Source organism: Brevibacillus sp. SKDU10, assembly GCF_001645205.1.
Classification (GTDB): domain Bacteria; phylum Bacillota; class Bacilli; order Brevibacillales; family Brevibacillaceae; genus Brevibacillus_B; species Brevibacillus_B halotolerans.
In genome coordinates this window covers 73689-86127 of sequence record NZ_LSSO01000180.1, presented here as the reverse complement: position 1 = coordinate 86127, position 12439 = coordinate 73689, and the positions used below count along the sequence as shown (strand labels likewise).

Sequence of the window (12439 nt, the reverse complement as noted above, 5' to 3'; positions counted from 1 at the left end):
CGTTTTGATAGGAGAACAAGAGAAACTTTGGTCCAAAAAATTTATATTGTTAACAATTTGTAATCTGCTGTTATTTCTTAATTTACAAATGATCCTTCCCGCTTTTCCGGCCTATGTGAAAGAAACCTTCTATGCTAATGATTTTACGATTAGTCTAGTAACAAGTCTCTTTGCCTTGTCTGCTATTGTGACACGGCTATTCGCAGGTGAGCTGTTAAAGCGGGGAAAGATCACTTTCCTATTATTCACGGGCTTAGCAATTGCTGCTCTCTCTACAGCCGGCTATTATTGGTGCGGAACTATTGCTGTCTTGCTTGTTATGCGCGTTTGTTACGGGATTGGCTTTGGGATGTCTAGTACCACCTTTCCCACAATGGTTTCTCATGTCATTCCCATTCGCCGTATGGGAGAAGGCATGGGTTACTTCGGTTTATCTACCAGCCTAGCTATGTCTATCGCACCGATGATTGGATTATGGGTATTAGCAACGTATGGCTTTGGCACATTAACTGCCTCTTCCACCCTATTGATTTTATTGATCTTCCCTTTGCTGTACCTCGTTTTACCCAAGCAACAATCAATAGCAACGGGAAATGCTGAGTCTATTAGGCAAACGGACCCTAAGACGTCCACTACGGAGTCCACGTACAAAACCATGTCATCCAATAGCAGCTCTTCCTTTCTGGATAAGAACGTCTTGCTTCCTTGCCTGTTAAATCTGTTGCTATCAGTTACCTATGGCGGCTTACTGAGCTTTTTGGCCTTATTTGGAAAAGAAATGCAAATTGACAATGTAGGTAACTTCTTTTTGTTTAATGCACTAGCGATTCTGTGTATTCGTCCGCTTTCTGGCAAGATTTTTGACCAAAAAGGGCATGTAGCTGTTTTGATTCCAGGTGCTTTATTGGTAATCGCTGGTCTGCTTTCTCTTTCCTTCACGACTGGTATGATCGGTCTAATTGGTTCGGCTGTGTTGTATGGACTCGGTTATGGAACTCTCCAGCCTTCCATGCAAGCGTGGATCATTAAGGAAGTAAGTCCAGATAAGCGAGGAATGGCTAATGCTGCCTTCCTCAACTCGATTGACTTAGGAGTTGCCATCGGTTCTATGTTGCTCGGCGTAGTAGCAGCTAGTGCCAATTATGCAATCATGTATCGCATCTCTGCTTTAGCCATGGTGACCTATTTGCTCGTTTATTTATTCTTCTTAATGACACGCGGAAAACGCATGAAAAGAGAGCTAGCCAAGCACGCTGAGAACGTAAAAATGTAACCGTAGCGAGTAGGATCATGCACGCCGGATGGTAGTGCATACAACGCTGGTATCATCTTTAGCGACCTTTTCCTGCATCACCTTGCTGCGTCTCTCCCGTCAGCCATTGTTGGACGCGCGCCTGACATTCTGCCCGCAATAATTCGGGGGAATAGAGCAATTCGTGTACATAGCCGTTCAATCGAACCTGTACGCGATATAAGCCCTCTTTTGTCTGTGCGCCAATCACCTCGCATCCTCTGTCTAGTAGGGCTCTGCGCAGATCATGATGTCTACGCTCTGCCCAACGTGACAGGTGCTCCAATAGATGGATATAGGACAGAGACAATGGAATCTGTCGCAAAGTCTGCTGATCCACCATCGCTACTTTAAATAACAAGCCAAATAAAATAGATTCGCGCACATGCTCCTGCCACTCGAGTGGCACGGTTGACTGGCTCATTTATAATGTCCTCCAATCTTGTGTGCCCTCTCCTTCACTTGACCAGCTGAGAGTATCGACACTGCGCGCATAATCGCATCATTGCCAAAGCGAGATCGAATTCCATCCATGGTATAGGCAAGAGAACGCTTTTTCATTTTGTCTTCAAATAAACTAAGCTGACAAACATCATCCGGGGTCAATTGGCCAATCTGAACGCCCACGCTACGTACTGGAGAATGCTCCCAATGACGCTCAAACAATTCTAAGACAACGGCATAAATCGTCATCACATCATTGGTTGGCTCCAGCATTTTCATTTGTCGAAAAAAACCTGTTGGTACGTCAAAATCCGCCCCTCTGCATCCTACAGCTACGACCCAGCCCATTAGTTGCTTCCTTCTGGCCCTTCTACACACTTCTTCACATAATTCCAACAAAACCACCTTAATCTCTTCGGCTGTATGATAGTCACGTGGCAATGTCATATGATGACCGATCCCCTTCTGAACATCATGCGCCTGAACCGATACAGGTGACTCATCAATGCCATGTGCAGTCCGCCACAGCACCTCTCCATTTACTCCAAAACGTTTCATCATGACATCAAGCGATGCTTCTGCTAACTGACCAATTTTATACATCCCCATCCGATGAAGATGCCGCTTCATCCGTGAACCCACACCAAACAGCTTGTCGATCGGTAACTGCCACAGCGTTTCAGCCAGCTCCTCTTTTTTTAACCAAAAAATCCCCCCCTCCTGCTTTTTAGCCATATCGCAAGCCATTTTAGCCAGCACCTTATTTTCACCAATTCCTACTCGGCAGACTACTCCTGTCTCCATGAGAACACGCTGTCTAATCCTAGTCGCAATCGCTTCTGGATCATTCCCAAATAATCGCAGGCTCCCCGTAATATCAAGGAACTGTTCATCAATCGAGAAAGGCTCCACTAAATCGGTAAAGGACTCAAAAATAGCCGTAATGTGCGCCGCTACCTCTAAATAACGCTGCATGCGGGGGCGTACTACCACAAGCTGGCGGCACTTTTGTTCGGCTTTCCACAAGGGCTCTGCTGTAGTCACACCATATGCTTTCGCTAACGAACAAGCAGCTAGTACCACACCGCTCCGTCTCTTCGGATCACCAGCCACCACGACAGGTTGATCACGCAGTTCTGGATTAGCCGCTTTCTCAACGCTTGCGTAAAAGCTTTGCATATCAATTAGAAAAATCACCCGCTTCTTGTTCACCTTGAACACCCCTATCGAACATACATTCCTGTCGAATAGTATACCAAACACTTGTTCTTATTTATACTATGAACCCGGAGGTAATTTTATACAGTAATGAAGCACTTCAGGATGAGAAAATAAACGGAACAATTGGAATTGAGTATGAGCTACATGTAAATGGATTAAACCAGATCAGCAGAATCAGGTTAGCTTTTGCCTAGAAAAAATTCGAGCCGAGGTTGATCGGTATACGTTTCCCGTGAAACCTTCCAAACAAAATTACGTACTTACTGATAGAGGTGATTAAAAGTGGACAAGCGCATACAGGAGATTATTACGGCTACAAGTGAAAAATTTGGCCTTCAAACGTATCACTTACATACGAGCCGTTTATCGACAACTGTGGATTTGATTCGTGGCACAACCTATCAATTGAGCATGGAATGGTTTGTAAACGGGGTAACAGAACGTACGGAGGATGATGTAAATCCCCCCGGTACAGCCGTAATTGAATATGATATTAGCTCCAAATGCTATAAAAGTGTGATTTTTGTCGGTGGAAAAACTTTTTCTACAAGCTCCACACGCTTTTCAACCTATTCCGAAATAATAGAGTGGATAGAAGCAGAAACAGGCCTGCGCCATGAAGAGCAGTTCATTCTAAGCGATCGGACACAGTCCTCCGCCATCCACCATTTTAAAGCCTGCCATAATAGGGTTCCTCTTGCTCCAGGTGGAATGATAGCAGTAGAGCATAATGATAAAGGACAGCTTCTTTCGTTTACAGTAAGCGGCGTGTTTCCTCCAAAAGAAATGATAAAAGAGGAGCCTTATACACTGACCCTAGATACAGATGTCATACAGATCGCAAAGGAACAGGTTAGCTTAATCGAATTCCCTTCAACAGAGCAAAACAAATGGATTTTGGCTTATGCACTTGAGGAAATTTATATAGCCAATGATTTATCAGCAACTTATCCTTTTGAATTTATGATAGATAATCGTTTTCGCTTGAATGTTGACCATGTTTTTCATTGGGTCACACCATTAACGCTAACGTATGAGGAACAAGATCCTTTCCTATTTCAGAATCAGCCGGAGGTGTCTGCCAAGCAAGCATTTGCTAATGAACCACACCCAGATATGCTACCTATTACATGGGAGGAGCAGCAGCAGGCTATTCATGCAATCTCCGACTTTTTGCGTTCTATGTACCCAACAGAGTCAGGACAGTGGAAGCTAACCCATCTATATCGGCAAAACAACTACATTCAGGCTGTACTCCGGTCTGTTTCCAGCCCCACTAAAGTGATCTCAGCTAAAATCACAATATTCTTAGACCCGAAACAACTGCAAATCGTCTCGTATTTTGATAATCAGCTCTTTTGGAAAGAGATACATAGAAATCTAGCGCAAGCTGAGCCTGTCACGATTGACAAAGAGCTTGCCTTCGAACGGCTTAAACAGCATCTTACTCTGACGCCAACGTATGTGTTGCATCCAGAAAGAACCCATTATGTATTGTGTGGAAAGCTGGATTGCCACTATGGAGTGCTGGGAACAAATGGTGACGTTATTTTATTAGATTCCATCGACTAGAACGTGCCTTGAGCACCGATTCCCACACTTGGTTTTTTAAACAAGAATGTGTTCCTTGAACATGCGTACATCAAAACGATCCGTATTTCCGACGTTTTCCAAATGAAAGCCCCCTCACTCTTCTAACATTAAGAAGAGTGAGGGGGCTTCTTACATCGTCCGTAAACAAACGTGCATTCTTATTCGTAATCTTTTTATCGTCCTAGCAAAGTAAAAAAATCAAAATCATTTGCATCCATATCAAAAAGAGCAAGCATAGCCATTTGTACCAGTCTAATCTAAAACGGTGCCATCCAGAATTCCCTGTTCTCGCAAATAGGAGCGCAGATATTCATACGCAGGCTCTGTCCAGAACTCATCCTTATTGACCATAACCGCTGCTTCCTGACGAGCTACCTCTAACGCTTTATAGTCGCTCAGTAAATCTGCTACCTTAAAGTCAGGAACCCCGCTTTGCTTCGTTCCAAAGAAATCACCTGGACCACGTAGCTCCAAATCGCGTTGAGACAGTTCAAAACCGTCATTGGTTTCGCACATGACACGCATCCGTTCTTTTCCAACCTCTGATTTTGGATCGGCAATGAGTACGCAATATGATTGATCAGCCCCACGACCGACACGTCCACGCAACTGATGCAACTGAGCAAGACCAAACCGCTCAGCATCATAGATGACCATAAAGGTTGCATTCGGCACGTTTACCCCAACCTCTACTACGGTCGTAGAAACAAGAATTTGAGTTTTTGCACTAGCAAACGATTGCATGACCTCATCCTTCTCTTTAGATGGCAAACGCCCATGCATCAAGCCTACCTGATACTCCTGGAAATACATGCTTAATTGCGCATGTACATCAATCGCATTTTGAACGTCCAGCTTGTCGGATTCTTCGATTAAAGGACAGATTACATAAGCTTGGCGACCTTGTGATAATTCTGCTCGCATGCGTTCTAGCACTTGATGAAACTGCTCGTGCTTAGCCCATGAGGTCTCTACTGGTTTACGTCCAGCCGGCATCTCATCGATTACAGAGACATCCATATCGCCAAAAGCCGTGATTGCCAACGTACGTGGGATCGGTGTAGCTGTCATGAATAAGACATCTGGACAAAGCCCCTTGTTGCGAAGGACACGACGTTGTTCGACCCCAAAACGATGCTGCTCGTCTGTGATCACCAGTCCCAGCTTGGAGAAAAATACATCGTCCTGAATAAGTGCATGCGTACCAACTACTACATCCAAGCTTCCTGATTGCAGAGCTTCAAGCAACTCACGTCGTTTTTTGCCTGTAACAGAGCCTGATAACAGCGCAATCCGTAGCCCCAATGGCTCCAATAAGCTTGCTAATGAGTGCAAATGCTGCTCAGCCAAAATTTCTGTGGGCACCATCAAAGCACCTTGAAAACCGGCTTTCACTGTAGCATACAAAGCAATAGCTGCTACTACTGTTTTACCGGAGCCTACATCCCCTTGCAATAAACGATTCATTGCATAGGGAGCCTGCATATCATCAAGCACCTCTTTTACCACACGCTTTTGAGCTCCTGTTAACGGAAATGGTAGGGAACGTACGAATTCTCGCACCAGCTCCAGCGGAATGGCTTGGGCAACCCCCTCTGTTTGCTGACGTATTATCCGTCGAAATGCCTGCATTTTTACTTGAAATAAAAAAAGCTCTTCAAACATAATACGGCGGCGGGCTTGATGGCCTTCTTGTGCATTGCCTGGAAAATGGATCAGCTCAATTGCTTCATGACGCGGCAATAAACGATAGCGTTCTACTAGTTCCGGAGGCAGAATCTCAGGAATTAGCTTGCCGTATTTTTCAAGGGCACGCTGAATTGTTTTGCGTAAAAATAAAAGATTCACTCCTGCACTTAACGGATAAACCGGGACGAGATCGTTGCGTTTCTTGGCCCGCGGTGAATCCTTTTGTGTCATTTCACTCACGGTAATTTGCAGTTTATGCTTGTCCCATTTACCTGTAACTACGATCTCTTTACCGGGAGATAGCTGTGTTTTAACATACATCTGGTTAAACCAAACAGCCGTGACAACTACACGATCCATGACAAGCTTGACGCTGATCCGCGATTTCTTTTTGCCAAAAAAGCGAACAGAGGGCTCGCCGTAGACTGTGCCTACAAGAGTAACCCTCTCCTCATGCTTCACTTCAGTTAGATCGCGAATACGGTAATCTTCATAACGCGATGGAAAATACTCTACTAAATCCTTGATGCTGTATATGCCAAGTGCCTCTAAATCTTTAGCCCGCTCTGCTCCAATTCCATACAGATTGCTAACAGGACCAGCCAACAAATCAATCATGCTGTTTCACCGGCACACCAAAAATTTTCGCTTCAATTGCACGGCCTGTCTTCGTATCCGCCAACCCGCCTTGTGCCGTTTCCTTCAGGGTATTTGGCATGCTACACCCGATACGATACATCGCTAAAATTACCTCATCAGTAGGGATCACACTCTTAATGCCCGCCATTGCCATATCGGCAGCTACGGTTGCGATAGCGGCCCCCATTGCGTTACGCTTCACACAAGGAACCTCAACTAAACCTGCCACTGGATCGCAAACTAAACCAAGCATATTCTTCAAAGCGATAGCTACCGCTTGTGCTGATTCCTCCGGTGTGCCTCCAGCCATTTCAACGATCGCTGCCGCTGCCATCGCTGTAGCAGAGCCTACCTCCGCTTGACACCCACCGGCTGCTCCTGAGATGAAAGCATTGTTAGCAATGCAATATCCCATCGCTCCCGCTGTAAAAAGGTAATTCACCATTTGCTCGCGTGTTGGATTTAGTTTTTCTGATACAGCAAACAAGGTTCCAGGAACAATCCCACAGGCACCTGCTGTTGGTGTGGCAACAATCGTCCCCATCGCTGCATTTACTTCATTAACAGCCACAGACATACTTACCGCGTTAAGCAGCGTCTTGCCAGATAAAAACGGCTTTTCTTTCATATATTGTTGCAGCCTTTTAGCATCTCCACCAGTTAAACCACTATATGAACGAATATCCTCAGTCAATCCCCGTTGCACCGCTTTTTCCATCACATCCAGATTGCGATACATCTCTTCCATAATAGACTCACGAGATCGCTCAGAAAAGTTCATTTCTGCCTCAATCATGATTTGAGAAATGGGTTTCCCTTGTGATTCCGCCAGTTCCACTAATTCTGCTACATTGCGAAACATGGACCTCAACTCCTTTTGCACTTACCTTCCAGCTCTATCTCCATTCCCATAAAGGGGTTTATATTTCACGACAATATCTAAATAAAAGCAGTTCGAGGCTACACAGTAGGTAGCAACAATACCCGCTCAATGGACGACAGGTTTTCCATCTCCTGTATTGTAGCCTGATCAACAAGCGTATCTAGCTCAATGATCATAAGAGCTAAACTGCCTCGCACCCGTCGTGATACTTCCATAAAGCCAATATTGACACGATGCTCAGCCAAAACCTCGGACACCTTAGCAATCATACCGAAACGATCCTCATGGAAAACCAGTAATGTAGGAGCACTCGCTGACAATGTTAATTGAAATCCATTGATTTCAGTAATCAGCATTTTCCCTCCGCCAATGGAAATTCCAACAATCTCTACACTATCCTGCTCATCTGAGAGCTTAATCCGAGACGTATTCGGATGCTCCGTCTGTAGTTCTGAGGTAGTTAGGATCACTTCAATTCCAAAGTCTTTGGCTATTTGGATGGAATCTTTTAATCGTAAGTCACTAGTATCAAAATCAAGGATTCCTGCCACAGTCGCTACATCTGAACCATGACCCTGATAGGTTTTTGCAAAAGAACCATAGAACGTGATTTCCGCCTTCTTTGGTTGCCTCCCAAATAAAGTGCGAGCAACGCGTCCAATTCGAGCCGCTCCGGCTGTATGTGAACTGGATGGACCAACCATCACGGGTCCAATAATATCGAAAACGCTTTTAAATTTCATTTGAGCAGCCCTCGCTCTCCCAAAAGTCTCGTACACCTTATTGTATCGTAGGTTAGGGAAATCGGCTACTTCTAAAAACACATGTTACTCAATCTATTGGATTACTCCTCGGCTTTCTATATTGATGGTAGGCAGGATATTCACCCGTGCTTTTGAAAATTCAGCAGGCCACTGATCTTGAATTTTCCTCCAATGTGGATACTGATACGCTCTTGCATACCATCCAAACCCGAATGGGTCCAATTTTTTTTGTTGTACCTTTTTGATGAGCGTCTCCATTTCAGCTTTCATTTTATTTCCAATGAAATGTGCCAGCTTGTCCTTTTCTTTTTCCAAATCAATCGGGAAGGTTCGTTCAATAACCCGGACGTCCATTTCCAGATGAACCGTAAAAACAAATTGATTATCCTGATAGGAGGTTTCTATCTTTGGATTTACTTGATGAATATTCACTGTCACAAAGCCTTCCTTTTTCGCTTTATCTGATGACTGACCTTGCGAAAACGAAGCTGTTGGAACTGATAAGGTATAAGAGATCGGAGTAGTGGCTTTTTGCTGCAGCATTAGCAGATACAAATTTTCTCGACGATTCAAGGACAAAAGCTGTCTTCCTGCTTTGTCTAAAAGAGCCGCTCCCAATACTACAATCCCATTCCTATCTTTTTTTACCTCCACGATCGCCGGTGTGATTCCCTTGTCATATAGCAATGTATGAAATTCTTGAAGAGTGGTTTCTAGCCCTTGATTAAGCTTGGCGCTATTTTGAAGAGAATCTGTAATATAGCGAGGCAGGATGGATTTATCCGGGAAATTACTATTTACAAGATCAGACATGGAGCCTTTGACTCCAGCCATCACCATATTCGCCACATTTTTAGAATCACGAAAGGATACATCCAGATGAGGAACAATTCCCTCTTGTAACAGTGCCTCGCCAAACAGCAGGACCTGTACTTTTCCTACAACTACCTGTCCTTGGGCCACACTGTTGAACACTTCCTTCGCTTGTCGAACGGTATGAGCCTTTGCTCCATAGACAGCATATTTCTTTTTAGCATCTTTATCAAAGATCGGACTCATTTCATAGACTAGTATTTGGTTGTCAGATGTCCGATCCATGGCATAAATCAGCGCTAAATTAATATCCTCCACAAGAACCTGATCTCCACCACAGCCGCTTAAGCCGAACAAACAGGCACATGCACCCATGCAGCTCAGTAGCTGTGACACTTTACTTTTACCCCGCTTTTTCATTTAACTGTCGCCCCCTCCATCGGCCAACCAGCATGGTATACAATAAAAAGAGTACTGGAAACGCATACACCGTAAAATAGCCCATCCATTCCCACGAATCCTTCCAAAACGTAATACCTGTATACGATGGCTGATAAAACAGATAGCTAAGCGCATAGATAAGTAAGATAGCGTAAGGCATCTGCCAATCCTGTCTATGAAACAGCTCCGAAATATTCTCCATCGCAAAAAAGAAATAAGGGATTACAGACGTGGAAAAAATAAAGATATAGAAGGAAAGATAGACGATCTCAAAACGCTCGAGAAAAGGAAACCGAACCGGCTTGACCAAGGTGAGCGTAGGCCAAATAAATTGTGTAATTGCATCAGGACTAAAAAAGGTAAAGCAGCTAAACGTAATTTGCAAATAGACGAGCAGCGTGATTGTATTTGCAATGATGACTCCTTTGACTGCTTGCTTTTTATTCTCCAAATAAGGATAAAACAAAAAAACCCACTCAAAGCCTAAGAACGCTAATACCGTTGTTTTCACCCCATATAAAATAGGCAGCCATCCCTCTTTAAGCACTGGCAGCAAGAATGTAAGATGGCCATCCTTTAATGAGAACAGCAAAATTAAAGGCATCCACAAAGTAAAGAAAAATACAAACACCTGATATCGGCAAATTAGGCGAATGCCTCCTCTTAGACCAATGTAAGTGCAAAGGAGGAAGAGAGCGACTATCAGAAATGTCATTGTATTAGGCAATACCCATTCTTTTATAATATAGATGCTCGTATAAAAGATCGTGATAGCCCCAAGCAAGGAATATAGAATCCAGACCACCATAATTGATTTCCCCAAAAAGGAGCCTAAATAGTAAATCAACACGTCAAGCATCGTTTTATTTGGATGCTTAGACATAATCCCGAGGATGCAAAGACTGATAATAATCGTACACAAGTATCCGATAATAATAGAAATCCAGCCATCAGTGCCAGCTACACGAGCCAAATCTGCCGGTAGATTCAAGATGCTACTGCCTACCTCAATCCCACTGATTGTTAAAATAAATTGCAGGAGAGAAATTTTCCGATCACTCAATTTTCTCATGATGTTCACCATTCCCTCTGCCATTGTCTCCCTGTCGATCAATCTGCTTTGGCTTGAGCTCGATTGGCCGTTTCTTCATCATCCACACTGGTAAACGAACGAAGGTATCTTTTAGTTCAGAAAAATGCAAGGGTGAAAAGGAAGCACCATATGGTGTACCAAGCGATTCCAGCGAGAGCAGATGCAGAATAACGAGCATAAGCCCCCAAATGATACCCACCATCCCAAATAAAGAAGCAGCCACCATCATAGGAAACCGAATCATACGAACTCCAGCCGACATCTCCAAATTCGGAATGATAAAGGAAGCAATCGCTGTCAAAGCAACTACAATCACCATGATATTACTGACTAACCCAGCCGATACGGCCGCTTGCCCTATAACGATACCGCCTACAATACCAATGGTTTGTCCAATAGGAGCTGGCAATCGTAATCCAGCCTCACGGAGCATTTCCAATACCATTTCCATAATAAATGCCTCAAGAATTGGCGGGAGCGGCACTCTTTCACGCGATTCTCCAATCGTCAAAAGCAAGGGAAGCGGTATCAATTCATAATGAAACGATACAGAAGCAATATAGATCGCAGGAGCCAAAATTGCGATAAAAAAAGCAATAAAACGCAACAGGCGAATAAAAGAAGCAGCAAACCATCGAACACTATAATCATCTACGGTTTGAAAATATGAAAAAAAGGTCATGGGAGCCACTAACACTCCCGGTGACCGATCCATGATGATGACGACTCTACCTTGCAGAATATGGGAAGCTGCTGTATCTGGACGCTCTGTCATAGAGAATTGAGGAAAAGGAGTAAATGCTCGATCCTCCAAATATCCCTCTAGTTCTCCTGTATTTAAAATAATATCGACTGTAAGCGACTCTAATCTTTTTTCAAGCTCGTCTAAAATCTGAGGATTCGTCACATCCTCCAAATACAAGAGTGATACTTTTGCTCCACCGCGTTCTCCAATGGTATGTTCCTTAATCTTCAGCTCCCTGCTAGGAATGTAGCGCCGAATCATAGAAATATTGGCGTTTGCTGTCTCGATAAATCCCTGGTGAGCACTTTTAATCGCTGATTCAATCTGCGGCTCCTGAATAGCACGCTGGGGCCAGCCTTGAGCCTCTATAAGAAAAGCCTGAGGAAATCCATCCATAAATATAATGCAGCAACCATGAAACAAGGACTCTTCAATCTCAGCCCATAAATTAATTTGTTTGATTTTGCCTACAAATAATACAGATTCCATTTGTTCAGGATATACGGTTTCAGCAACCAACAAGGGATGAACAATATCTCGATTCACAATGGTTTTGTCTATCAAACCATCTAAATAAACCAATAGTGCCTTCTCTCCTGTTTTTAAAGGAAGCTCACGCATAGTCAAATCCGGAATTCCAGAGAATATCTTCTCTAATTGATTCAGATTGCTATACATCGAAGAGTCAATACAGGCAGAATCTGAAGTCTGGCTTCCTCCTGCCTGCCGTCCCTGTCTGGTTGTCCAATATCGTTGGAAGAATGACATGACCTCACCTTTTTATTCAATGTGAACCTCTGCGTTCCAGTTTGCTGTTGTAGCC

Annotated in this window: 10 protein-coding genes; 2 read left to right on the top strand and 8 right to left on the bottom strand. The window is 43.9% G+C overall.

What is annotated here, in order from left to right; all coding sequences use genetic code 11:
• Positions 1 to 4 precede the first annotated feature (4 nt).
• Entirely contained in the window at positions 5 to 1273 is a 1269-nt protein-coding gene (locus AYJ08_RS17010; RefSeq protein WP_082891006.1) for an MFS transporter, read from the top strand.
• 58 nt (positions 1274 to 1331) lie between these two features.
• On the opposite strand, the gene AYJ08_RS17005 is transcribed toward AYJ08_RS17010, so the two are convergent.
• Together AYJ08_RS17005 and dinB are read right to left on the bottom strand one after the other, a co-directional pair.
• Entirely contained in the window at positions 1332 to 1715 is a 384-nt protein-coding gene (locus tag AYJ08_RS17005; protein ID WP_064018709.1) for a YhjD family protein, read from the bottom strand.
• Complete coding sequence (gene dinB / locus AYJ08_RS17000) at positions 1712 to 2947, bottom strand: DNA polymerase IV (RefSeq protein WP_082891005.1); 1236 nt, start codon at positions 2945 to 2947, stop codon at positions 1712 to 1714. The genes AYJ08_RS17005 and dinB overlap by 4 nt, the downstream gene beginning before the upstream one ends.
• 291 nt (positions 2948 to 3238) lie before the next feature.
• Between dinB and AYJ08_RS16995 the strand changes: the two genes are divergently transcribed.
• Positions 3239 to 4528 (top strand): hypothetical protein, encoded by a 1290-nt coding sequence (locus AYJ08_RS16995; RefSeq protein WP_064018708.1) that lies wholly within the window; start codon positions 3239 to 3241, stop codon positions 4526 to 4528.
• Positions 4529 to 4801: 273 nt separating this feature from the next.
• On the opposite strand, the gene recG is transcribed toward AYJ08_RS16995, so the two are convergent.
• From recG to AYJ08_RS16965, 6 genes are all read right to left on the bottom strand, one after another.
• On the bottom strand, positions 4802 to 6856 hold the full coding sequence (recG, locus tag AYJ08_RS16990) for an ATP-dependent DNA helicase RecG (RefSeq protein ID WP_064018707.1): 2055 nt from the start codon (positions 6854 to 6856) through the stop codon (positions 4802 to 4804).
• Positions 6849 to 7739 (bottom strand): L-serine ammonia-lyase, iron-sulfur-dependent, subunit alpha, encoded by an 891-nt coding sequence (gene sdaAA / locus AYJ08_RS16985; RefSeq protein ID WP_064018706.1) that lies wholly within the window; start codon positions 7737 to 7739, stop codon positions 6849 to 6851. Before sdaAA ends, recG begins: the two co-directional genes overlap by 8 nt.
• Positions 7740 to 7837: 98 nt before the next feature.
• Positions 7838 to 8503, bottom strand: a complete 666-nt coding sequence (sdaAB, locus tag AYJ08_RS16980; protein WP_031413582.1) for an L-serine ammonia-lyase, iron-sulfur-dependent subunit beta — start codon at positions 8501 to 8503, stop codon at positions 7838 to 7840.
• A gap of 93 nt (positions 8504 to 8596) precedes the next feature.
• Positions 8597 to 9757: a Ger(x)C family spore germination protein gene (locus AYJ08_RS16975; protein WP_082891004.1), complete on the bottom strand. Its 1161-nt coding sequence runs from the start codon at positions 9755 to 9757 to the stop codon at positions 8597 to 8599.
• Complete coding sequence (locus AYJ08_RS16970; protein ID WP_064018751.1) at positions 9741 to 10850, bottom strand: GerAB/ArcD/ProY family transporter; 1110 nt, start codon at positions 10848 to 10850, stop codon at positions 9741 to 9743. Before AYJ08_RS16970 ends, AYJ08_RS16975 begins: the two co-directional genes overlap by 17 nt.
• Positions 10834 to 12384, bottom strand: a complete 1551-nt coding sequence (locus tag AYJ08_RS16965; RefSeq protein ID WP_064018705.1) for a spore germination protein — start codon at positions 12382 to 12384, stop codon at positions 10834 to 10836. Before AYJ08_RS16965 ends, AYJ08_RS16970 begins: the two co-directional genes overlap by 17 nt.
• Positions 12385 to 12439: the final 55 nt, after the last annotated feature.

Coding starts and splice junctions, on each gene's coding strand:
- AYJ08_RS17005 (WP_064018709.1), bottom strand. CDS start 1,715: ATGAGCCAGTCAACCGTGCCACTCGAGTGGCAGGAGCATGTGCGCGAA.
- AYJ08_RS16975 (WP_082891004.1), bottom strand. CDS start 9,757: ATGAAAAAGCGGGGTAAAAGTAAAGTGTCACAGCTACTGAGCTGCATG.
- sdaAB (WP_031413582.1), bottom strand. CDS start 8,503: ATGAAATTTAAAAGCGTTTTCGATATTATTGGACCCGTGATGGTTGGT.
- sdaAA (WP_064018706.1), bottom strand. CDS start 7,739: ATGTTTCGCAATGTAGCAGAATTAGTGGAACTGGCGGAATCACAAGGG.
- recG (WP_064018707.1), bottom strand. CDS start 6,856: ATGATTGATTTGTTGGCTGGTCCTGTTAGCAATCTGTATGGAATTGGA.
- AYJ08_RS16970 (WP_064018751.1), bottom strand. CDS start 10,850: ATGAGAAAATTGAGTGATCGGAAAATTTCTCTCCTGCAATTTATTTTA.
- AYJ08_RS16965 (WP_064018705.1), bottom strand. CDS start 12,384: ATGTCATTCTTCCAACGATATTGGACAACCAGACAGGGACGGCAGGCA.